Genomic DNA, 23,276 nt, shown 5'->3' with positions numbered 1-23,276 from the left:
CCTGAAAAAGCAAGAAAAAGTCATACACAATAAGGTCATTTATTGGTGAGTGCAAAATTGATCTTATTTTTTGTATTGAGAGTTTTTAGAGGTTCCCATCAGTATATGAACATGAATAAATATATTGGATAAATAATTGTATAATTTATTAATCTTAGTTAGTTATTACCATTAAATATTTATTATTTATTATTTATTATTTATTATTTATTATTTATACAACTTATTTTGTTATAAATATTTTTTTCACTAGATTTTATTTACTAATAGATAATAAAATGAATTTAATTTATTGCTACTCTTACTTATGGTATTTTATTATTTAATTTAGGAAATACTTATATGAAAGACTATATTTCTTCTGTGTGTGGAGAACAGGGCTAACGCATAAAAGTTCACTTTATAAATAAACCAAAAGACTCGAATAAATAATCCTCATTTAAGCAACAGAGCCTGCGTTTATTTTCCATGCTTAAAGGGCGGGATTTATTTTGTTTCAGCATATTCAGGATCCATTTTCTCAGTAAAGCTAAATTTTCACCTGCAAACCCCATTCGGGCCTAGAGCTTATCTTCTCGAAAAGCAACATCAAGTGACCAGTGCAGCTGATTCTCTACCGACCAGTGAGACCGTGTCGCTTGCAAGGCTTGCTCCGCATTCATTGGCTGACTGCTGATATAAAATCGAACTAAATCATGCCCGCGTCCTTTTTCTGATGAACGAGTAGTTTTATTTAATGATGGTAACCTCCATAAAGTTTTTCGTGTTGATATGCCTGACCAATTTATATTACCTTAATTACAAATGCACAAACTATCGCTACCAGAATTGGTTTTTATAATCCTAAAAGTAATCAATTGTTATCTTTCTTAGTTAAAAAGGGGATTTGGAAACTACTATCAAGTAGAAGAACTACTGGCCTTCGTAAAAAAATTTTATATAATCCAGACCAAGGATATAAACACCAAATTCGCACTGATATACAAAGAATTGATAAAAATGGATATAGTAAATCCATATATTTTCAAGTCATTGATCCAGAAGGGAAAACACATTTAACAGCAACAGGAGCTGTTGCTTTAGTGATGTAATTAGCGGAACATATAAAAAATAATGTTCCGACAATCTTCAGTATCGGTGAAGTATTTTTAGATGTTGAAAAATTGAGAATGCTGCTATCTGCTGAACATATTCAATTCAGTGTTCATAATGAAATGGAGTAAAAACGTCATGTCAGATTTTATGATAGCTGACAAAGGTTACGATAGTGACGCTTACATAAGTTGTATCGAACAATAAGTAGTATCAGCGATCATTCCTTACTTCAAAAATTGCTGAAAACCCAATTTGATAGAAAATACGATTGCACAAAATGTTCCCACCATACCATGTAGTTATCAATTATATTAAGTGAGTAATGAACATAAAACGTTAACAAGCCCTAATATCCACTACTGGATTGCTGTCGCCATAAATGAGCAGCAACAAGTGCTTTCCAGGGTGAAAAATCTGCCAGCCATTTTTCAGCCTGTTCAGCATTAACTTTGTTCTCCTGTTTCAGTAAACGCTGAAGGTTACGCCTTACTGCCACATCACTATGCAGAGAACCATTCAAATAATTAAAACCCCTTAACAAAGTATAGTTCACTGTCCAGATACCTATGCCTTTAATAGCCAAAAGATTTTCTGTGAGCGATTTAATTTTATCCTCAGCATTCTCAATGGATAAATTCAACTCCCCCAAATCAATCAACCGACAAACATTCAATAGTGCCTTAGCCTTACTCATAGAAAAACCACACTGACATAGATCCTGCTCTGTGCACTGTATAACTTCCTTATAAGTCGGATGACACATCAACCCTGAAGTATGTTTAACGCCGATAGCCTGAATAAATCGCCTGCGAATGGAGATCGCAGCACTGACACTGATTTGCTGCCCCATGATCGCCCAGCTCAATGCTTCAAAAGGTGTTGCCGACTGGTAAACTCTCAGACCTGCCTGTTGGGAGATTAATCTTCCAATCACAGGGTCTTTTTGGTATTGGGATTCAAATATCTCTATGGGCTGTAATAATCCAAGCATATGTGAGGCCAGAAGTGATAAAGAATTTCTTAAATGAAGTGTACTGTCACCATCAATATCAAGCTGCACTTTTGCCAGTTTTTCCTCCATTGATACAGTCAGTAATGCAGGAATTCCGTGCCAAACGATGCCCTTTTTAACCTGACTCTGCTGCACAATTTCAGAAACACCTTTCTCATCCCGATGGTGAAAAGCCAAAAAATCTCGTATGTGATAATTATCTGGTAATATAATTTCCATGAAATAGTTTGGTTTCATTACAGAAAACTCCGGCATATTATTACGCTGATATATTGACTTACACACGACCATTTTTCAGACATCAAAAACAAGCACGTATTACGGTTTTATATTAAAGAACGCTGTTTTTTTAATATAAAGCACACTGTATAAAAACACAACAATCTGGCAAACACAACGAATACAGAAATGATTTAACCTATTGATTTTTAGTTATGATTTTTATAAGAGATTAAAATGGCACTACTAATTACCAAACGCTGTATCAATTGTGATATGTGTGAACCTGAATGCCCGAATCAGGCTATCACGATGGGAGCTAAGATTTATGAGATTAATCCAGAACGCTGTACCGAATGCGTGGGACATTACGAAAAACCAACCTGCCAGTCTGTTTGTCCGATAACAAATACCATTATTCTCGATCCAAATCATAAAGAAACAGAAGAACAACTATGGGACAAATTTGTACTCTTGCACCATGCAGATAAAATCTGATAACAATTTTTGGCGATAACAAAGAAACCAATAAAATAGGTCATTATTTTCACTGAATAGTATAATAATGCTGAATAATCCTAATGACCTTATAGTTTCTTAAGTGTCATCAATAGTGACTACTTCACATCCTATCGGACAAGGCTTTTCTCTTTATATCCCCCGCCCACGCTGGACGAGGGTTTACGGTATTTTTCACTAGTTTTCTAATATCACTGTCGCACAAGCATAGCGCCGTTCATCCGCCAGTGTGACATGCATGGACTTTACATTCAGTTGGTCAGCCAGAGCTTCTGCTTCACCATGAAGTTTTAATGTCGGTTTTCCTAAAATATCATTAACCACTTCAAACTGATTAAAAGCCAAGCCATTACGGATACCTGTTCCAAGCGCTTTAGCTGCAGCTTCTTTGACAGCAAAGCGTCTTGCCAGAAAACGAACCGGCTGATTATGTTGCTGATATTGTTGCCACTCGTTATCACTCAGGACACGTTTTGCCAGACGTTCGCCAGAACGCCCAACAATTTCCTCAATACGGAAAATTTCAACAATATCTGTGCCTAATCCGACGATAGCCATTAACGGCGAGCTTCACGCAACAATGTTTTCATATCAGCAACAGCAGCAGACAAGCCACTGAATACAGCACGACCAATGATGGCATGACCAATATTCAGTTCATGGATCTCCGGTAATGCCGCGATGCGTTGTGCATTGTGGTACGTTAATCCATGGCCTGCATTAACTTTAATACCTTTACTTGCCGCATAAGTCGCTGCTTCTTTAATACGCTGGAACTCTTTCTCCTGTTGCACATCATTTTCTGCATCTGCGTATGCACCTGTGTGGATCTCAATAAATGGTGCCCCAACTTCTACAGCAGCATCAATTTGTTGGTGATCCGCATCAATGAACAGGGAAACAAGTATCCCTTCTTCTGATAAGCGCTTAACAGCAGCAGCAATATGTGCTTTTTGCCCGAATACGTCCAGCCCACCTTCTGTTGTGACTTCCTCACGCTTTTCAGGGACTAAACAACAAAAAGCAGGTTTGATTTGGCAGGCTATTTCTACCATCTCATCTGTAACCGCCATTTCGAGATTCATGCGTGTTTGAATGGTTTTTGCTAATAACTGAACATCTCGGTCCGTAATGTGGCGGCGATCTTCACGTAAGTGAACTGTTATCCCATCTGCGCCTGCTTGTTCAGCAACAAATGCAGCTTGCACAGGATCAGGATATTGCGTTCCACGCGCATTGCGCACTGTTGCAATATGGTCAATATTGATTCCTAACAATACCTCAGCCATTTTTAGCTCCTGCAATAATATTAGATAAAATAAAGTTTACATTTCCCATTAATAAGAGTGATCTCATATTAATTTTTCTGATTAGAATTATCAGTCTTTTTGCGCACGAATTGGCGAAATAATTCACGGCTTTTTAATGGTTTTCCACCTAAGTAAGGCTTCAATGCAATACGGATAAAACGTTTGGCCGCTTTCAGAGTAGTTGTATCAGGAAATTCACGCGCTGCCAGCGCTTTTAGTTCATTGCCAGTAAAGCTGTAGTGGTCAACAACCAGACTGGCAATAAACCCTTTTTCTTCACGATAGCGGTAAGTCATTGTATCTGTGACAGGCTCACCACTACCGGCACAATGAAGGTAGTCTACACCGTATCCCATATTAGTTAACACAGATAATTCAAAACGACGTAAGGCATGTTCAGGTGTGTGTTCGCTTGCAGCAAGGATTTGCAAACATTGGAGGTAATCGAAAAAAAGAGCCGGATATGCAGTGCCTTGCTCAAGAACTCTCGATAAGAGTTCATTCATATACAAACCACTGTACAACACACTACCTGTTAAAGGCAGAGCCAGAGAGACAGGTTCAGCATCCCTCAATGTTTTGATTTCACCCCGCCCACTCCAACGGATCAACAACGGGGTGAAAGGTTGAAGACAACCTTTAAGGTTAGAACGGCGACTACGTACACCTTTTGCTAAAACACGTATCCGACCTTCATTTTCAGTAAAAAAATCCAGCAATAAGCTGGTTTCACTGTAAGGGCGCCCATGAAGCACAAAGGCTCTCTGCCAGCCGTCCACAAATTAACCTTATAAATCGTCAATATAACCGAGGCTGCGCAGAGCTCGTTCATCATCAGCCCAGCCAGCTTTCACTTTTACCCATAGTTCCAGATGAACTTTAACATCGAACAGTTTTTCCATATCCTGACGAGCTTCTGTTCCAATGGTTTTGATCTTGCTGCCTTTGTTACCAATAACCATTTTTTTCTGGCCTTCACGCTCTACCAGAATCAGACCATGAATAGTATAACCACCACGTTCGTTAACAGCGAATTGCTCAATTTCGACTGTTACCGAATAGGGTAGTTCATCACCCAGAAAACGCATCAGTTTTTCACGGATAATTTCAGATGCCATGAAGCGCTGTGAACGATCAGTAATGTAATCTTCAGGGAAATGGTGTTCTGCTTCTGGAATATGATCACGCACAACTTTGGCAATCGTATCAATGTTCATGCTTTTTTCTGCACTGATCGGCACAACATCAATGAAGTTCATCTTTTTACTGAGAAAACCAATATGTGGCAGAAGAATGGTTTTATCGGTGACATTGTCGACTTTATTGATAGCCAATATGACCGGACAACGCAGGTTACGCAGCTTATTCACAACCATCTCGTCATCTGGTGTCCAGTGAGTACCTTCCACAACAAAAATGACCAGTTCCACATCTCCGATTGAACTACTCGCAGCACGGTTCATCAGGCGGTTAATCGCACGCTTTTCTTCAATATGAAGACCCGGTGTATCTACATAAATCGTCTGATAAGCGCCTTCCGTATGAATGCCCATGATACGATGTCTTGTCGTTTGGGGTTTACGGGAAGTGATTGATACTTTTTGGCCCAGTAACTGATTCAATAAAGTCGATTTACCGACATTGGGCCGTCCGACTATTGCAACGAGCCCGCAATAGTTTTTTTCTTTGCTCATTCAAGCTCCAGTTGTTTTAATGCTTGTTCTGCAGCCGCCTGTTCTGCCTTGCGACGGCTGGAACCGACTCCTCTAACAGGCTGTTCAAATCCACTGACCTGACAGTGAATTGTAAATTCCTGATCGTGTGCTTCTCCACGAACCTGAACAACCAGATATAATGGCAACGGCAGATGGCGCCCTTGCAGATATTCTTGTAAACGTGTTTTGGGATCTTTTTGTTTATCACCCGGACTAATTTCATTCAGGCGATTTTCATACCAATTCAAAATAATCTTTTCGACTGTCTGAATATCGCTATCCAAAAAAATGGCACCAATTAAGGCTTCAACACTATCAGCTAAAATGGATTCACGACGGTGGCCACCACTTTTTAATTCGCCCGGCCCCAAACGTAAACATTCTCCCAATTCAAATTCTCTGGCAAGTTCTGCCAATGTATTGCCCCGCACCAATGTGGCACGCATACGGCTCATATCCCCTTCATCAACACGGGGAAAACGGTGATAAAGCGCATTAGCAATGACAAAGCTCAGGATTGAGTCACCAAGAAATTCCAAACGTTCATTATGCCTACTGCTGGCGCTGCGGTGAGTTAATGCCTGAAGCAAGAAGTCATTCTGTGTAAAGGTATATCCCAGCTTAAGCTGTAACCTGTTCATTATTATGGGGTTCATGTGCTACCAATTCAGTTAGAATCCGTCAAATAAAAGCACACGCAACAGACCTGTGAGGCTACCTGATTACACATCCAATATGCCCTACAAAACTGTTGCGTTTGCACTGGCTCCCTAAGATATTCATCATCTAGAAAGCCAGTCATCTTGTTTGAAAGAATATTCTACACTGGGAGATAAATTAATGCTTCGCTAATATATAAATATTAGTGAATTCCACCAATTCGGCTCAGACGTACGCCTGTCGGCCACTCACCTTCCTGTTTTTCAAAGCTGATCCAGATAGCCGTTGCACGTCCTACCAGATTTTTCTCCGGTACAAATCCCCAAACACGACTATCAGAACTATTGTCACGATTATCACCCATCATGAAATATTCACCTTCAGGCACAACCCAAGTCCCTAACGGCAAACCAGGCTGAGTGTATTCTGGTATATTCCAGCGTGGAAGTGTCAGGATATGATGGGAAACCTTGCCCAAAGTTTCAATTCGCTCCCCTTGACGAATACTATATGGCCCTAATACATCCATAAGAGGAACTTGATGTACTTCTCTGGCAATCGTTCCGTCTTTTTTAACTTGATCTGTGATAGTCCATTCACTTGGGTACATGGTTTTATAAATGATAGGAAAAATGTCTTTACAGACTGGATTTCGACCACAGCCAGGGTAAACATGAAGTTCTTTGTTCATGTAATCGTAAACAATTTTATCTCCGGGTAAACCAATTACCCGTTTTACAAAGTCTATACTTGGGTTAAGTGGGTATTTAAAAACTGCAACATCCCCGCGTTTAGGCTCACCGGTTTTAATCAGAGTTGTCTGCGTGATCGGGTCTTTCAAACCATAGGCGAACTTTTCCACCAGAATGAAATCCCCGGTCAATAAGGTAGGCATCATTGAACCGGAAGGGATCTGGAAAGGTTCATACACAAAAGAACGCAGGATCCAAACAATGGCTAACACCGGAAAAACAGATGCAAATGTCTCAAACCATGTAGGCTTGTTTATTTCTTTAATCGCAGCTTCCTGAGATTCCTTACCTGCTGCCTGTTCCTGAACCTGAGTAAGTTTTCTCTTGCGCTCAGGGGCGAATTTGAAACGATCTATACACCATATGATACCGGTGATTAACGTTGCTAACGTTAAGATCAAGGCAAAAGTGTTAGCCATTTAGACTCCTTACGACCTTGTTAATTAATCTTTTCCAACATGCAGAATCGCTAAGAAGGCTTCTTGCGGCAGCTCAACGTTACCGACCTGCTTCATGCGTTTTTTACCTTCTTTTTGCTTCTGCAATAGCTTTTTCTTACGGCTAACGTCACCACCATAACATTTCGCCAATACGTTTTTACGCAACTGCTTAACGGTAGAACGTGCGATGATATGAGTCCCGATAGCTGCCTGAATTGCAATATCAAATTGTTGGCGCGGGATCAGATCTTTCATTTTCTCCACCAACTCACGTCCGCGGTATTGCGAGTTATCACGATGGGTGATCAATGCCAGTGCATCAACTCGTTCGCCGTTAATCAAGACATCCACACGTACCATGTCTGAATGCTGGAAGCGGACAAAGTTATAGTCCAGCGATGCATAGCCGCGAGACGTAGATTTCAGACGGTCAAAGAAATCCAGAACCACTTCTGCCATTGGTATTTGGTATGTCAGCGCAACCTGATTACCGTGATAAACCATATTAGTCTGAACACCACGTTTCTCTACACAGAGTGTAATGACATTACCGAGATATTCCTGCGGCAACAGCATGTGACATTCTGCAATAGGTTCACGCAGCTCTTTAATATTGTTTAATGGCGGTAATTTGGATGGACTATCCACATAAATGATGTCACCAGTGGTTGTCTCAACTTGATAAACAACGGTTGGTGCGGTGGTGATTAAGTCAAGGTCATATTCACGTTCCAAACGCTCCTGAATGATCTCCATATGCAGTAAACCCAGGAAACCACAACGGAAACCAAAGCCCAATGCTGTGGAACTTTCTGGCTCATAGAACAGGGACGCATCGTTCAGACTCAATTTACCCAAAGCATCACGGAATGCTTCATAGTCATCAGAGCTGATTGGGAATAAGCCTGCATAAACCTGAGGTTTCACTTTTTTGAAGCCCGGTAGAGGCTTATCTGCTGGCTGACGTGCTGTTGTCAAAGTGTCCCCAACCGGCGCACCAAGGATATCTTTAATCGCACAAACCAACCAACCTACTTCACCACAGTGCAGTACATCACGGTCAACACGTTTCGGTGTAAAGATACCCAAACGGTCAGCGTTATATACCTGACCAGTACTCATTACCTTGATTTTGTCGCCTTTACGCAAAGTACCGTTCTTAATACGAACAAGTGAAACAACGCCTAGGTAATTATCAAACCATGAATCAATAATCAAAGCCTGTAATGGTGCTTCAGGATCACCTTCTGGTGGTGGGATCTCTTTAACCAGACGTTCAATAACATCCTGTACACCCAAGCCGGTTTTTGCAGAGCAACGAACAGCATCTGTTGCATCAATACCAACGATGTCTTCAATTTCTTCTGCAACGCGTTCTGGCTCTGCGGCTGGCAGGTCAATTTTGTTCAGAACCGGGACAACTTCCAGATCCATTTCAATGGCTGTATAGCAGTTAGCCAGCGTTTGAGCTTCAACCCCCTGCCCTGCATCAACAACCAGCAATGCGCCTTCGCAGGCAGCCAAAGAGCGGGAAACTTCATAAGAGAAGTCAACATGCCCCGGAGTATCGATAAAGTTTAATTGATAAACGTTTCCGTCAGTTGCCTTGTAATCAAGGGTGACGCTTTGCGCCTTGATAGTGATACCACGCTCACGTTCAAGATCCATTGAATCCAATACTTGCGCTGCCATTTCTCTGTCTGACAGCCCCCCACAGATTTGAATAATCCGGTCAGATAGCGTGGATTTACCGTGGTCAATGTGGGCGATAATGGAGAAATTTCTTATTTGCTTCATTATTAAATCTTTTTTGCCTTAATATTTCTGGATCATTCGCCTATGGACACACAGATGGACATAAAGCGACATTTATAGGTTCGGCCACTGGCCTGAGGAGCCGTATTCTACATGCCAAACCTGTGAAAACCTAGTCATGCCTGTGGTTTTCAATCTAACCCATTCAGTATGACCAGAAAGTAAAAACATTCGTAAAAAAAATCGTGAAAATAAGTATGGTAAAACAGATTATTCCTGATGCAGAACCTTAATCGTATCGGGAGGTAAACCAATTTGTAATACAATTGGTTGGTATGCTTGTTGAATATCCCAGTATGCGGCGATCTTACGGGCAAGAGCAAAACCGGCAATACCACCGATAATTCCCCCCATACATACCCATAACTGGTCAGCAGTCCAATATTGGCAAAGCAGACCACCTAAAAACAGACCTAATAACGGAGTTAGATAAACCAGCATGGCTGAACGTAACAAACTACTTTCAGGAATGCCGACTTCTACTTTTTGCCCCGGTTGAAGCGGTTGCGCGATTTCCAGTTCCAATTGATGGATACTCTCTGGCCCTAATTTTTCTAACAAGTAAGAACCACAAGCCGTTTTAGCCTGACAACTGCCACAACCTGAAGATGAGCCATAACGTAATAACGCTCGACCCTGCTGCCAACGGACAACAGTTGCCCATTCTTTAACCATCAGTTATTCCCCACAAACGTAACGCTGGCGGCAATTTGTTTAATTGTTGCAAGAGGTAATTCGCCGATCACAGCGATGCTGTTTTTCCCTTTGGACACAGTATAGACTGTTCGCCTGCCTTGTCGATACAGCGGTTCATCGGCTACCTTTGCACCAGTATTTACTACATTTACAGAAAAACTAAACAATCCATCACTATACATAATGGATTCCAATAATTCTGTCTTTGATAGCCAATTCCTGTTACGGGAAATTTCCTTAAAGCCTTCGGGTAATTTACCAACCTTCCAATCAAACTTCATTTTCCCTGCGGACTCTGGAATAACCAACATTGGCGGTAATTTCAAATCAACAATGGCTCTCAATTCCTGTTTTATCTCGTCATTCACCCTTGACGATACCACCCGGAATTGTTCAACAACCATCATTTCTTCCTGATCAAATAGCTCAATAAACAAAGGAAGATAACTTTTTTTATCTATCAATAAATTATAATTATAACGGTCGCTATCTTTGGGTATTATACGTACAAAGTGTACAGGGTGGTCACCAACGTGAGTAGAACCCGCATCAATGAGATTATAAAATTTCTGTAATCGAAAAAAATCAGCAAAGATAATCGGTGGAAGATAATCCACAATATGGTTGCCACGTAAACTGAATGAATCCAGGCCTGATTCGTAATAACTGATCTGATTACCACGCTGAACAATTTCACGGCGAGTGCTGTCCATCTGAATAATTTGCGCAATGGATTGATTGTCAATGATGGCATGACGATATCGCAGCGGTATCAAAAATTGCTGGCTCAAATTAATAAAAGCAAGTTCATAAGCGAAAGTTTGTACAGAGTGCCGCATATCCTGCAACAAAGCCCCGGCACTGCTTTGTTGGGCCGAGGCTTTCGAGGGACTCAACAAACTTCCGAATAATAAAATGAAAGAACCGATATATTTCATTCTTATTACTTATTCTGAGTTTGCTGTCTTTGTTCTCCGGGTTGTGTATTCCCAGCTTCCGATAATACTTGCTCCCTTTCTGCATTGATACGCCGGGAAAGTTCATACTGCTGCAACATCGCGTCAATGCGTTTATTACTTTCCCGTATCTGCATACTCAAGTCACCACCAAAAGCATCATTCTCGGCAGGAACAGATAAACCAACAGGCGAAGCGGAACCCATTACCGGCAACGTATTGAAGACTGGGTTATCAAATTGAATATCAGTTTCAGCCTCATTACCACTGCTATTGTATTGCTGAACACCAATAATCACGGCCAGAGATACACAAGCTGCTACACCCACTTGTGTCATCTGGCTTACCCAAGGGTGAAGCTTATGCCAGAACGGCATTTGCTGCCATGTTTCAGGTTTTGGCTGAGATTCCGGAACAACTGCTGGATTAATATGAACAGGCTCTTTTTCAAGCGCCTGAGCCACTTGACTAGCGATATCCAAATGCAATACCTCACCGACATCACCACGTAATGTATCGCGGATGAGGTGATATCTTTCCCACTGTTTCTGCATTAAAGCATCTTCAGAGATCAAACAAACGATTTCACTATCAAGAGCTTCTCCATCCATTAATGCGGAAAGTTTCTCTCTTTGCATGCCAAGTACCTTCAATATTGTTTTGTTCCACCACTGTTTCCACTACTGTTGGATCAGAGGTTGAACTTTATTATCAATGGCTTCTCTTGCCCGAAATATTCGTGAACGAACAGTGCCTACAGGACAATCCATAATGACGGCTATTTCTTCATAGCTCAGCCCATCCAACTCCCGAAGTGTAATTGCTATCCGCAAATCCTCCGGAAGCGATTCAATGGTACGGAATACCACTTCCTTTAATTCTTCTGACAACATTAAATTCTCAGGGTTCGAAATTTCTTTTAAAGAACTTGACGTATCATAATTTTCTGCATCATTAGCATCCAAATCATTAGATGGTGGACGACGTCCCTGAGCAACTAAATAATTTTTCGCAGTATTAACGGCAATACGGTACAACCACGTGTAAAAAGCACTATCACCGCGGAAAGAAGACAGCGCGCGATAAGTTTTAATAAATACCTCTTGAGCAACATCAGGAACATCGCCCTGAGGTACGTAACGGGCAATTAAGCTCGCCATTTTATGCTGGTATCTGACTACCAGCAAATTAAATGCTTTTTGGTCGCCTTTCTGTACTCGCTCGACCAGCATTTGATCCGTTAACTGCTCGCTCATCCGAGACTCACTCTCCTGAGGTAAAACTCCACATTTATACTTAATTACACCAGTTATGATATCTTGCTACCCGAACAAGCATCACCTTTGAGTGTTAATTACGCGTGAAGTTCAACTTTGATTGTAATTTTATCTTACAATCACCTGTTATTCTGTATTGCATTCTTAATTTATAGTACAAATCATAGCCTCTATTCAGAGGAACATCTGATTTCAAGTGACGAAAAACAAAAAGATTTATCCTAATATTTTACAAAGAAATTGAATTGGCTTATTAACGATAACCCTATCAATAATAAAGATAAAAATCTTTCACCATGTACTGGAATTCGTTTGAATATGTACCATCAGCCGCGCGGATGGTCAGTTCACTGATTTGAATCTCTTTCTCTTGGCGGGAAAATCCCAACAACAAACGATGTAACGGTTTATCCACCCTATCACGAATATTGACCCAATAATGGGTAAACCAGCCACATTCTGTGGCCATTTTTTCAAAAATTTCGCCAATCTGATGTGGAAGTACAACACAAAAAAGCCCTTCGTGGGTAATCATATGCTCAACACAATCCAATAACCCCTGGTGAGTCAATGATTTTGTATAACGTGCCTGATTACGAGCTTCATCACGACAATCAATTGCAGGTTCGAAATAGGGAGGGTTGCTCACAATGAGATCATATCGGCAACCATTTTGCCGGGCAAATTCATAAATATCCTGCTGATATACGGTAATGCGGGAAGTCCACGGAGATTGCTGAACATTTTCAGTCGCCTGCATTGCTGCATCTGCATCCAACTCCACCGCATCAATCACCGTATCATTGCCACCCCTTTGAGCTACCATCAATGCGATCAAACCACTGCCACACCCAATATCCAAACAATACTGTCTATTATCTACAGGTGCCCATGCTCCCAATAACACACCATCCGTTCCAACTTTCATTGCACACTTATCATGCCCAACGAAGAACTGTTTAAATGTGAAACCACCACGACGAAAAGCAGGTTTATCTATTAACACCATAAATTATATCTGTTGAAATCAAACGTTCGTCATAGCATAAATCTTATAACTCGTGGATAAAAGCCACTTACACACCGGATACTTTTATTGCTGACGCATGTTATAGGGTGAAGAATGTGCCTAACCTGTTTATAATCGGCGACCCAAACAGAGGTATATGATGACTGCGACAAACTTTTCCGAATTCGAACTTGATGAATGCCTGCTTGATGCGTTGAATGATAAAGGCTATGAACTTCCGACAGCAATTCAGGTAGCTGCTATTCCTGCGGCTATGGATGGGCGTGATGTACTAGGCTCTGCGCCGACAGGTACAGGCAAAACAGCGGCCTATCTGCTGCCAACTCTACAACATTTACTGGACTTTCCACGTAAAAAGTCAGGGCCACCACGTATTTTGATCCTAACACCAACCCGTGAATTAGCCATGCAGGTTGCAGAACAGGCTAAAGAGCTGGCTGCCCACACTAATTTGGATGTTGCCACTATTACTGGTGGTGTTGCCTATATGAACCATGCAGAAGTGTTCAGTGAGAATCAGGACATCGTTGTCGCAACCACTGGACGCCTGCTGCAATATATCAAAGAAGAGAACTTTGACTGCCGTGCGGTAGAAACCCTAATTCTTGATGAAGCGGATCGCATGCTGGATATGGGATTTGCCAATGATGTTGAAACTATTGCCGGAGAAACGCGCTGGCGCAAACAAACACTGTTATTCTCCGCAACACTTGAAGGTGAAGCTATTCGTGATTTTGCGAAACGCCTGCTGACAGATCCTATCGAAATTGACGCAGAGCCTTCCCGCCGTGAACGTAAGAAAATCCAGCAATTCTATTATCGTGCTGATAATCTGGAACATAAAATAGCCTTATTATGTCATCTCCTGAAACAATCTGATGTTACAAAGTCGATTGTCTTTGTACGCAAACGGGAGCGTGTTCGCGAATTAGTGGATTGGCTGCATCAGGCAGGTATTCAGTCCTGCTTCCTTGAAGGTGAAATGGTACAGGCCAAACGAACCGAAGCAGTAAAACGTCTGAATGATGGCAGAGTCAAGGTGTTGGTCGCAACTGACGTTGCTTCCCGTGGATTAGATATTGAAAACATCAGTCACGTTTTTAACTTTGACCTGCCGCGTACTGCTGATGTTTACCTGCACCGGATTGGCCGTACAGCCCGCGCAGGTCGTAAAGGAACCGCAATTGCGCTGATTGAGTCTCATGATCATTTATTGCTTGGAAAAATCAGTCGCTATCTCAACGAGCCTCTGAAAATGCGGGTTGTAGATGAACTTCGTCCGCAAACCAAAGCACCGAGTGAAAAGAAAAGCCATAAGCCATCCAAAAAAGTGCTGGAAAAACGTAAAGAAAAGAAAAAAGCAGAAGAAGCGAAGAAAAAACAGGGGAAAGTACGCCATCGTGACAGCAAAAACATCGGAAAACGCCGCGCTCCTTCAGGTAACCCCAGACCAGAATCGACAGAATCTACTCAAGATTAAATGTTTTCACGATTGATCATGGTAATAAGCGGGCTAATTGCCCGCTTTTTCATTGATAACAGACAAGAAAATGGCAGCATATCATGTTAGATACATACTTGAATGAGTATGAGTTGAATAATATTGCTTAACCTTTTGTGCATTTAATTCCTGCTGCGAATCAAATTGACAACAAGGTTCATCAAACAAAGCATTGAGTTCGTTTTCATTCATATCCACTGCCCATGTTTGCAATGACAACTTTTCGTGATAATGAACGACATTATCATTTATATCATCACTCCTGGCAGCCATCATCACACTTTCCTTGCTATCCCCTTTACCCTGCCAAGGCTTATGAATAACCAGTAATTCCTGTATAGCTTCCAAAAAATGAGCTTTGAATGAATGTAACGCATAACTGTAGTTCACAATTGAATCGATTATATTGTCTTCTGGTTCGTATTCATTCTCAAGCAAAATCTGGTTTCCCATTGGCTGAGGAAGTGGCAACCTTTTTTGTAAATTATGCAACCAATCATTCTCAACAACATAATTCCGGATTAACCCCTTCTCTGCCATTTCACGAGCTACTTCTGGTGACCATCCCATTCGTTTCAAAGTCCAATCTGAAACACCGGCAGAATTAAAGATAACAGCAGGCTTTCCTGTTGTCAGAGCAGCCATTGATGCCAGCCCACCTCCCATTGAATGACCGGTAAAAATTACATTCTCACCAAATGCCTTTAATGCTGCCTGTGCCAACTCTGCCGCCTGATTATATTGTTCTTCATTGTACCCAAGCCCCTGACGAATACTTGCCATAAAATCCTTTATTTCGTTCGAGCCTGCAAATGACACAATATATAGTCCCTTATTACGATAGATCCCTGCCTGAAATCCCGTTGAACTGTCATCCAGAATATCAGGATCAATACCCGCCTTTATGAGCTCATCATCCGGCACGCGCACATAGTCACCAATGCCGAGACTATTTCTGCGGTATGCATCACGGGTAACCTGCACCAACGAATAGTCGATAAATTTTGAATCTTTTCCTGCAATATCATTAGCCTTTAATTCAGGCGTTGCCATAACTTTAGTTTGAGAAGCACTGACCAATGATTGGTAAAGTGAATCAGTTTGTTTCGTATTTTCTGAAAATGAAGTTATTGGTAAGGAAAGGTGTTCACTTTTGTCTGGAAGTTTGCTGCCGGAAGATGGTGACTGAAGAGTTTCCTGATTTCCCAGTACAGGAGAGAGCCCTAACTGACTAAAAAAATTGGTATTTATTGTCAAAGTCATAAGATACCCCTACCTATTTTAAGTTAGACATAACAGACTGACCTAAATCTTCTTATCGGCAGAATTTTTAACAGTTTTATATCAAATTTAATCTTTGATTAACAATATAAAGTAATTACCCTATATGGCACTTAGTAAACAGAAGTAATAATTCAATGCCAGATTTAATGAGATCTAAAAAAGTTGAACAGACAAGAACTACAATTTACTCGCTCGTAAGCTTACAATAAATCCATAAAACAGCATTTTCTTCTATCAATTCGCTTAAGTTTAACCACAGAGGGTTCCCCTGCGCTAAGGGAATCGGTAAGCTTAAGCCCATCTGATAATCATATAAAACGGGATCCGCTATGTCCGCACCTCTTACATGGCACGATGTCATCGGCAATGAAAAGACACAGTCCTATTTCGTTGATACATTGGCTTATGTCGCTAATGAACGTAAAGCAGGCAAAACCATCTATCCACCACAGCAGGATGTTTTTAATGCATTTCGCTATACCGAACTGGCTGATGTAAAAGTGGTGATTTTGGGGCAAGACCCTTATCATGGCCCGAATCAAGCGCATGGACTGGCTTTTTCAGTACAGCCGGGTATTCCTGCACCACCTTCTCTCGTCAATATGTACAAAGAACTGGAATCTGACATTGCAGGGTTTCACCATCCCAATCATGGCTGCCTGCTTAGTTGGGCAAAACAGGGGGTATTACTGCTTAATACCGTGCTGACGGTTGAACGAGGCAATGCCCACTCCCATGCTAATCTGGGTTGGGAAACATTTACTGATAAGGTAATTGCAGCAATCAATGAACACCGAAGCGGTGTTATTTTCCTGCTTTGGGGTTCTCACGCTCAGAAAAAAGGCCGTATTATTGATACCCGATGCCACCATGTCCTGAAAGCACCACATCCTTCCCCTTTATCAGCACACCGTGGTTTCTTAGGTTGCAAACACTTTTCCCAAGCTAACCAGTTGCTTGAAGCTCAAGGATTGACTTCAATTGATTGGAATCCAGTATTGCCTGAATAACCGTCTCATGCCTACAAAAATGCCGCCTCTGTCGGCGGCATTGCAATCATGGAATCCGTATCTCTTACTTAGAAACGGCAACCATAGCAGGACGCAGCAGACGTCCATTCAGGGTATAACCTTTCTGCATTACCAACATTACCTGATTGGGTTCATGTTGATCAGATTCCATCATAGTCATCGCCTGATGTACTTCTGGATTGAAAGGAACATTAATATCACTGACAACTTCAATGCCAAATTTACCCACTGCATCAATAAATGATTTCAGTGTCAGTTCAATACCTTCAATCATTGGTACCAAAGTCTCATTGGTACGATCTGCCACTTCCAAAGCACGTTCCAGATTATCTATCACCGGCAGAAGCTCATTGGCAAATCTTTCCAATGCGAATTTATGCGCCTTTTCTACATCCTGCTCAGCACGACGGCGAATATTATCCACTTCAGCACGAGCGCGCAAAATCGCATCACGTTCACGAGACTGAGCCTGTTTCAGTTCCTCTTCCAACTCGGCAACACGCGGGTCAACAACATTTTCAGTCTCTGTCGCGTCTGCCTTTTCTGCATCTTTTTGTTGCTCAAATACATTCTCTGTATTTTCTGAGACTTGCTCGTCAGGTACTTTTTGGTCTTTACTACTCATGAATATCTCCGCGTATTTTGTATTATTTTCGCCACTCCCGCTTATTATGGGGATCAAAACGAGGGATTCAAGGGAACACATCATATTGTGAGGGCAAAACCATATGCTGCAGGAAATAACAGCAATAAATAATGAATTCAAATGCATCGGTATTGTCGGTCGGCCACGTCATCCTGAAGCACTAGCTACCCATGAAATACTGTATCACTGGCTGGTATCTAAAGGTTACTGTGTAATTGTGGACAGGCAAGTTGCAAAAGATATTAACTTACAAGGCGCTCAAACCGGAGGACTGACCGAAATTGGCAAAATGGCCGATTTGGTGATTGTTGTTGGTGGTGATGGCAATATGCTGGGAGCGGCCAGAGTATTGGCACGTTATGATATAAAAGTCATTGGTATTAACCGTGGTAATTTAGGCTTTCTGACGGATCTAGATCCTGATAATGCCCTGCAACAACTTTCTGAAGTCCTCAATGGAGAATATCGGGATGAAAAACGCTTTCTACTGGAAGCACAAGTCACGAAAAAAGGCCAGAAACCACGGCACAGTACAGCACTAAATGAAGTCGTCCTGCATCCCGGAAAAGTTGCCCATATGATTGATTTCGAAGTTTATATTGATGAGCGATTTGCATTTTCTCAACGTTCAGATGGCTTAATCATAGCAACACCTACCGGCTCTACAGCCTACTCTCTGTCAGCCGGTGGGCCAATTCTGACGCCGAATCTGGATGCTATTGTGTTGGTTCCCATGTTTCCACACACACTTTCTGCTCGTCCTCTTGTCATCAGTAGCGGAAGTAGAATTCGTCTGAAATTTACCCAAAACAGCAGTGATTACGAAGTCAGTTGCGATAGCCAGATTGTCTTACCAATCCAAGATGGTGAAGAAGTTATTATTAAACGCAGCGAATATAACCTGCATTTAATCCACCCGAAAGATTACAACTACTTCAACACATTAAGCACTAAATTAGGCTGGTCGAAAAAAATGTTCTAAAAACGTAGGTTTCCTACTTTACTGTATAAAAAACCAGTTTATACTGTATGAAAAAACAGACATGTTTTTATACACAGGAACATGGATTTATATCATGAATTTATACATAGAAACATGGTTTTAAATATAGGAAAAGGTAGGAGGAGCACGATGTTGTCTCAATTGACCATCAGTAATTTTGCCATTGTTCGCGAACTTGAAATTGATTTTCGTTCAGGAATGACAACTATCACAGGAGAAACCGGGGCAGGTAAATCAATTGCAATTGATGCACTGGGTTTATGCCTCGGTAATCGTGGCGAAGCGAATATGGTTCGTGCTGGTGTTCCACGTACTGACATTTGTGCCCGCTTTTTGCTGTCTGATGCTCCTTCTGCCCGTAAGTGGCTGGAAACTTATCAACTTGATGGTAGTTTTGATGATGATAATGAGTGCCTGCTACGGCGTACTATCACGGCAGACGGACGTTCCCGTGGTTTTATCAATGGTACTGCGGTTCCCCTTTCCCAACTACGTGAATTAGGTTCACACCTGATTCAAATCCACGGGCAACATGCTCATCAGTTGCTTTTAGAAAATCGTCACCAAAGACATTTACTGGACACCTATGCCGGCGAATTTGTGTTGCAAAATGAAATGAAGCAGGCATATCAGCAATGGAGACAAAGCTGTCAGGCACTTGCCCAATTCCAACAACAAGCACTTGAGCGTCGCTCTCGACAACAATTGCTGGAATATCACCTGAAAGAGCTGAATGAACTTGCGCCTCAAGCTGGTGAATATCAAGAGCAGGACAGCGAATATAAACGCCTGGCAAATTGCGGTCAGTTTTTGTCCGCCAGCCAAAATACTCTCCAGATATTAAGTGACAATGATGAACAAAATATCGTTAGTCTTCTCAGTTACGCACGAAATGAACTGACTGATCTTGCCAGTATGGATCACAAACTCAGTGGATTACTCAACATGCTGGAAGAAGCTGCTATCCAAATCAGCGAAGTCAGTGATGAACTGCGTCATTACAGTGATCAACTGGAATTAGATCCTAACCGCCTATTTGAATTAGAACAAAAAATATCGCAACAAATCAGTATCGCGCGTAAACATTATGTTTCCCCAGAAGAACTACCGACTCTACACCAGCAGCTTCTGGAAGAACAACACCAACTTTCACAGCAAGAAGATGATTGTGCTCATCTCAGTGAACTTGTTAGCTTACACTATCAACAAGCACTCAACGTTGCAGAAAAACTGCATCAGGTCCGCCAACAGTATGCCCTTGAATTAAGCCAGCTTATCACCAACAGTATGCACCAGCTTTCCATGCCTCATGGACGTTTCACCATTGATGTTATGTTCGAACCTGAACATTTAAATATTGATGGAGCCAGCAAGGTGGAGTTTAACGTTACAACTAACCCCGGGCAGCCCCATCAAGCACTGACCAAAGTAGCTTCAGGTGGTGAACTTTCTCGTATTGCTCTGGCTATTCAGGTTATTACCGCTAAAAAAACGGAAACTCCTGCATTAATCTTCGACGAAGTTGATGTTGGTATCAGTGGCCCAACAGCAATGATTGTAGGCAGGCTTCTCCGTGAATTAGGCGAATCAACCCAAGTTATGTGTGTTACACATTTACCGCAAGTTGCAGGATGTGGTCATCAACACTTTTACGTCAGCAAACAAACTGATGGAGAAGAAACAGAAACCCGAATGCAGCTATTGGATAAAAAATCCCGGCTTCAAGAACTTGCCCGTCTCTTGGCAGGTAGTGCAGTAACAAAAAACACGTTGGCTAATGCAAAAGAACTATTAGAAGCATAAATTAAATACTCTATGGACTTCAAGATACAGTCAACAAAGCTGCAACTTGAATGACAACCTGTATACAACTTTTTTGTATACTTGAAGTCATATATTTTACAGATTTTAAAATTAAAGATATAGGTAAATGGCATAGAGGTTTTCAAACTCTATAATGTTTATTATCATCAACGGCCTGACTCCTAAAGGAATGTAATTACTATGCGCTGTAAATTGTTGACTGCCGCTACTGTATCGTTGGTTATGCTAACTGCAGGTTGCTCTATGTTTGAGCGAGTTGTTTATCGTCCTGATATTAATCAAGGGAATTATCTGACACCGGCTGCGGTATCAAAAATTCATAAAGGGATGACCCAACAGCAAGTTACTTTCACTTTGGGAACACCAATGCTGACAGACCCATTTGGGAACCAAACCTGGTACTATGTCTTCCGTCAGCAGCCCGGCCACGCGAAAGTAAAACAAGAGACACTGACACTCATTTTTGATAGCAATGGTGTTTTAACTGGTATCAAAAATGAAAAAACTTTGCCTCAAAATGGGTAAAATGTGAGATTTTATTTATGCGCCAGATAGTTATTTGGCGCATAAATATCAAATAGATATTTACTGAGCACTATTTTTAGCTCGTTCTGCTCGTTTACGACGCATTTCTTTTGGATCAGCAATAAGGGGACGATAAATTTCTACACGATCCCCTTCTTCCAACGTATCTGTTAATTTAGCTGGACGGCTATAAATACCGATTTTATTCTTAGCCAAATCGATATCACTCCGAAAGGCCAAAAGACCCGATTCCACAATTGCCTGTTCGACAGTTGCTCCTTCAGGTAGTTTTACCTTACGCAGATATTGTCGTTCGGGTAAAGCATAAACGACTTCGATATTGATATCAGGCACTATAAACCTCTCGTGCACGTTGGGTAAAAGCCTGAACCATATTACCAGTTAGTTCTTTAAAAACCTTACCGAAAGCCAATTCAATCAACTTATTGGTAAATTCAAAATCGAGATGTAACTCAATCTTGCAGGCATCCTCACTAAGTGGTGTAAAATGCCATCCGCCCATTAGTTTGCGAAAGGGGCCATCAACCAACTGCATACTGATACTTTTATTGTCAAATAACGTATTCCGCGTCACAAACGTCTTACTAATCCCCGCTTTGGAGACATCGACAGAAGCCGTCATCTCATTATCACTGCTACTTATGACACGGCTACCCACGCATCCCGGCAAAAAAGCCGGATAAGATTTCACATCATTGACCAATTTATACATTTGTTCCACGCTGTAAGGAACTAACGCAGAGCGACTAATCTGTGGCATATCATTTCCTGTAAAACGTAACAGCGCCGAATAGTATCATTTTAATGTGGTTAAATAAAAACCTGACAACATCTAGAGCAATAATGTGCACTTATCGCTAAATATCATGCAGAATAGATTTCTTTCATTAACGCTTACAGTATAATACAACGCATTATGACAAAGAAAAAAGCACACAAACCCGGTTCGGCAACTATTGCCATGAATAAGCGAGCCCGTCACGAATACTTCATTGAAGAAGAATTCGAAGCCGGTTTATCGCTACAAGGTTGGGAAGTTAAATCGCTGCGCGCTGGTAAAGCAAACATCAGTGAGAGTTATGTTTTGCTCAAAGATGGTGATGCTTATCTTTTTGGAGCCACGATCACGCCATTGAATGTCGCCTCTTCCCATGTGGTCTGTGATCCTACACGGTCACGTAGACTATTACTTAACAAACGCGAACTTGATTCCTTGTATGGCCGAATTAATCGTGAAGGTTATACCATCGTTGCCCTTTCCCTTTATTGGAAAAACGCTTGGTGCAAAATCAAAATTGGCGTTGCAAAAGGTAAAAAAGCGCACGATAAACGTTCAGACATTAAAGAACGTGAGTGGAAATTAGACAAAGCACGAATTATGAAGAATGCAGGGCGTTAATCACTAGCATTATTCCCCAATATTCTGATATACTTGCGCTTAACATACTTGGGGCTGATTCTGGATTCGACGGGATTCGCGAAACCCAAGGTGCATGCCGAGGGGCGGTTGGCCTCGTAAAAAGCCGCAAAACAATAGTCGCAAACGACGAAAACTACGCACTGGCAGCTTAATAACCTGCGCAGAGCCCTCTCTCCCTAGCCTCCGCTCTTAGGACGGGGATCAAGAGAGGTCAAACCCAAAAGAGATCGCGTGGATGCCTTGCCTGGGGTTGAAGCGTTAAACTCAATCAGGCTAGTTTGTTAGTGGCGTGTCTGTCCGCAGCTGGCAAGCGAATGTAAAGATTAGACTAAGCATGTAGTACCGAGGATGTAGGAATTTCGGACGCGGGTTCAACTCCCGCCAGCTCCACCATTTTTGTATTCGGAAATCATCGGAATACACCGAAAGTAAAAATCCGCCTTCATAGAAGGCGGCTTTGACGCGGCCCCCTAAAAGGGGGCTTAAACACTATTCTTCCAGCCCCAGCTGTATTTGTCTTTCTGC

General features: G+C 41.7%; 25 protein-coding genes, 1 other RNA gene and 1 pseudogene. 9 read left to right on the top strand and 18 right to left on the bottom strand.

Going from position 1 to position 23,276, the window contains the following annotated elements; genetic code table 11:
- Positions 1–395 precede the first annotated feature (395 nt).
- Positions 396–713, bottom strand: a pseudogene (locus tag Xbud_RS17055) (ISAs1 family transposase); the annotation flags it as partial.
- Between the two features lie 144 nt (positions 714–857).
- Between Xbud_RS17055 and Xbud_RS19635 the strand changes: the two are divergent.
- Complete coding sequence (locus Xbud_RS19635) at positions 858–1,091, top strand: hypothetical protein (RefSeq protein ID WP_145956658.1); 234 nt, start codon at positions 858–860, stop codon at positions 1,089–1,091.
- A 350-nt stretch (positions 1,092–1,441) separates the two neighbouring features.
- On the opposite strand, the gene Xbud_RS17050 is transcribed toward Xbud_RS19635, so the two are convergent.
- Positions 1,442–2,344, bottom strand: a complete 903-nt coding sequence (locus Xbud_RS17050; protein ID WP_099137250.1) for a DNA-3-methyladenine glycosylase 2 — start codon at positions 2,342–2,344, stop codon at positions 1,442–1,444.
- A gap of 219 nt (positions 2,345–2,563) precedes the next feature.
- Between Xbud_RS17050 and Xbud_RS17045 the strand changes: the two genes are divergently transcribed.
- A complete protein-coding gene (locus Xbud_RS17045) occupies positions 2,564–2,824 on the top strand; it encodes a YfhL family 4Fe-4S dicluster ferredoxin (RefSeq protein WP_099137249.1) in 261 nt (86 codons plus the stop codon).
- Between the two features lie 198 nt (positions 2,825–3,022).
- Here the strand turns inward: Xbud_RS17045 and acpS are convergent, their stop codons facing one another.
- The 12 genes from acpS to trmN form a co-directional block, all read right to left on the bottom strand.
- A complete protein-coding gene (gene acpS, locus Xbud_RS17040) occupies positions 3,023–3,403 on the bottom strand; it encodes a holo-ACP synthase (protein ID WP_099137248.1) in 381 nt (126 codons plus the stop codon).
- Positions 3,403–4,134, bottom strand: a complete 732-nt coding sequence (gene pdxJ / locus Xbud_RS17035; RefSeq protein WP_099137247.1) for a pyridoxine 5'-phosphate synthase — start codon at positions 4,132–4,134, stop codon at positions 3,403–3,405. The genes acpS and pdxJ overlap by 1 nt, the downstream gene beginning before the upstream one ends.
- A gap of 68 nt (positions 4,135–4,202) precedes the next feature.
- Positions 4,203–4,934 carry a DNA repair protein RecO gene (gene recO / locus Xbud_RS17030; protein ID WP_099137246.1) on the bottom strand — a complete coding sequence of 244 codons (732 nt, stop codon included), beginning with the start codon at positions 4,932–4,934 and terminating at the stop codon, positions 4,203–4,205.
- Between the two features lie 9 nt (positions 4,935–4,943).
- Positions 4,944–5,849, bottom strand: a complete 906-nt coding sequence (gene era / locus Xbud_RS17025) for a GTPase Era (protein ID WP_099137245.1) — start codon at positions 5,847–5,849, stop codon at positions 4,944–4,946.
- Positions 5,846–6,526 carry a ribonuclease III gene (gene rnc / locus Xbud_RS17020; RefSeq protein WP_099137244.1) on the bottom strand — a complete coding sequence of 227 codons (681 nt, stop codon included), beginning with the start codon at positions 6,524–6,526 and terminating at the stop codon, positions 5,846–5,848. The genes era and rnc overlap by 4 nt, the downstream gene beginning before the upstream one ends.
- Before the next feature lie 206 nt (positions 6,527–6,732).
- On the bottom strand, positions 6,733–7,701 hold the full coding sequence (gene lepB / locus Xbud_RS17015) for a signal peptidase I (protein ID WP_099137243.1): 969 nt from the start codon (positions 7,699–7,701) through the stop codon (positions 6,733–6,735).
- Between the two features lie 24 nt (positions 7,702–7,725).
- Complete coding sequence (gene lepA / locus Xbud_RS17010; protein ID WP_099137242.1) at positions 7,726–9,519, bottom strand: translation elongation factor 4; 1,794 nt, start codon at positions 9,517–9,519, stop codon at positions 7,726–7,728.
- 228 nt (positions 9,520–9,747) lie between these two features.
- Positions 9,748–10,212 (bottom strand): SoxR-reducing system protein RseC, encoded by a 465-nt coding sequence (gene rseC / locus Xbud_RS17005; RefSeq protein WP_099137241.1) that lies wholly within the window; start codon positions 10,210–10,212, stop codon positions 9,748–9,750.
- Positions 10,212–11,171: a sigma-E factor regulatory protein RseB gene (gene rseB / locus Xbud_RS17000; RefSeq protein ID WP_099137240.1), complete on the bottom strand. Its 960-nt coding sequence runs from the start codon at positions 11,169–11,171 to the stop codon at positions 10,212–10,214. The genes rseC and rseB overlap by 1 nt, the downstream gene beginning before the upstream one ends.
- A gap of 5 nt (positions 11,172–11,176) precedes the next feature.
- On the bottom strand, positions 11,177–11,827 hold the full coding sequence (rseA, locus tag Xbud_RS16995; protein WP_099137239.1) for an anti-sigma-E factor RseA: 651 nt from the start codon (positions 11,825–11,827) through the stop codon (positions 11,177–11,179).
- A 42-nt stretch (positions 11,828–11,869) separates the two neighbouring features.
- Positions 11,870–12,445, bottom strand: coding sequence for an RNA polymerase sigma factor RpoE (gene rpoE, locus Xbud_RS16990; protein WP_099137238.1), 576 nt, complete (start codon positions 12,443–12,445; stop codon positions 11,870–11,872).
- Between the two features lie 289 nt (positions 12,446–12,734).
- Positions 12,735–13,475, bottom strand: coding sequence for a tRNA(1)(Val) (adenine(37)-N(6))-methyltransferase TrmN (trmN, locus tag Xbud_RS16985; protein WP_099137237.1), 741 nt, complete (start codon positions 13,473–13,475; stop codon positions 12,735–12,737).
- A gap of 160 nt (positions 13,476–13,635) precedes the next feature.
- Here trmN and srmB point away from each other — a divergent pair, with 160 nt between their 5' ends.
- On the top strand, positions 13,636–14,976 hold the full coding sequence (gene srmB / locus Xbud_RS16980; RefSeq protein ID WP_099137236.1) for an ATP-dependent RNA helicase SrmB: 1,341 nt from the start codon (positions 13,636–13,638) through the stop codon (positions 14,974–14,976).
- 81 nt (positions 14,977–15,057) lie between these two features.
- On the opposite strand, the gene Xbud_RS16975 is transcribed toward srmB, so the two are convergent.
- Positions 15,058–16,260 (bottom strand): Tle-like phospholipase domain-containing protein, encoded by a 1,203-nt coding sequence (locus Xbud_RS16975; RefSeq protein ID WP_099137235.1) that lies wholly within the window; start codon positions 16,258–16,260, stop codon positions 15,058–15,060.
- A gap of 350 nt (positions 16,261–16,610) precedes the next feature.
- Between Xbud_RS16975 and ung the strand changes: the two genes are divergently transcribed.
- Positions 16,611–17,291: a uracil-DNA glycosylase gene (gene ung / locus Xbud_RS16970; RefSeq protein WP_099137234.1), complete on the top strand. Its 681-nt coding sequence runs from the start codon at positions 16,611–16,613 to the stop codon at positions 17,289–17,291.
- Positions 17,292–17,355: 64 nt separating this feature from the next.
- Here ung and grpE read toward each other — a convergent pair whose 3' ends face one another.
- On the bottom strand, positions 17,356–17,937 hold the full coding sequence (gene grpE / locus Xbud_RS16965) for a nucleotide exchange factor GrpE (RefSeq protein WP_099137233.1): 582 nt from the start codon (positions 17,935–17,937) through the stop codon (positions 17,356–17,358).
- Positions 17,938–18,061: 124 nt separating this feature from the next.
- Here grpE and nadK point away from each other — a divergent pair, with 124 nt between their 5' ends.
- The 3 genes from nadK to bamE all read left to right on the top strand — a co-directional run bounded on the left by nadK (position 18,062) and on the right by bamE (position 21,310).
- Positions 18,062–18,940 (top strand): NAD(+) kinase, encoded by an 879-nt coding sequence (nadK, locus tag Xbud_RS16960; protein ID WP_209028714.1) that lies wholly within the window; start codon positions 18,062–18,064, stop codon positions 18,938–18,940.
- Positions 18,941–19,090: 150 nt separating this feature from the next.
- On the top strand, positions 19,091–20,764 hold the full coding sequence (gene recN / locus Xbud_RS16955; protein ID WP_099137231.1) for a DNA repair protein RecN: 1,674 nt from the start codon (positions 19,091–19,093) through the stop codon (positions 20,762–20,764).
- 201 nt (positions 20,765–20,965) lie between these two features.
- Positions 20,966–21,310 carry an outer membrane protein assembly factor BamE gene (bamE, locus tag Xbud_RS16950; RefSeq protein WP_099137230.1) on the top strand — a complete coding sequence of 115 codons (345 nt, stop codon included), beginning with the start codon at positions 20,966–20,968 and terminating at the stop codon, positions 21,308–21,310.
- Between the two features lie 60 nt (positions 21,311–21,370).
- On the opposite strand, the gene Xbud_RS16945 is transcribed toward bamE, so the two are convergent.
- Together Xbud_RS16945 and Xbud_RS16940 are read right to left on the bottom strand one after the other, a co-directional pair.
- Complete coding sequence (locus Xbud_RS16945) at positions 21,371–21,664, bottom strand: RnfH family protein (RefSeq protein ID WP_099137229.1); 294 nt, start codon at positions 21,662–21,664, stop codon at positions 21,371–21,373.
- Positions 21,657–22,091, bottom strand: coding sequence for a type II toxin-antitoxin system RatA family toxin (locus tag Xbud_RS16940; protein WP_099137228.1), 435 nt, complete (start codon positions 22,089–22,091; stop codon positions 21,657–21,659). The genes Xbud_RS16945 and Xbud_RS16940 overlap by 8 nt, the downstream gene beginning before the upstream one ends.
- A gap of 156 nt (positions 22,092–22,247) precedes the next feature.
- Between Xbud_RS16940 and smpB the strand changes: the two genes are divergently transcribed.
- Positions 22,248–22,730 (top strand): SsrA-binding protein SmpB, encoded by a 483-nt coding sequence (gene smpB, locus Xbud_RS16935; RefSeq protein ID WP_099137227.1) that lies wholly within the window; start codon positions 22,248–22,250, stop codon positions 22,728–22,730.
- Positions 22,731–22,780: 50 nt separating this feature from the next.
- Positions 22,781–23,144, top strand: a transfer-messenger RNA (tmRNA) gene (gene ssrA, locus Xbud_RS16930).
- The last annotated feature ends 132 nt before the right edge of the window (positions 23,145–23,276 follow it).

This window comes from Xenorhabdus budapestensis, assembly GCF_002632465.1.
Classification (GTDB): domain Bacteria; phylum Pseudomonadota; class Gammaproteobacteria; order Enterobacterales; family Enterobacteriaceae; genus Xenorhabdus; species Xenorhabdus budapestensis.
Note: the sequence above shows the minus strand (reverse complement) of the source record. Positions and strands in the feature narration are given on the sequence as shown.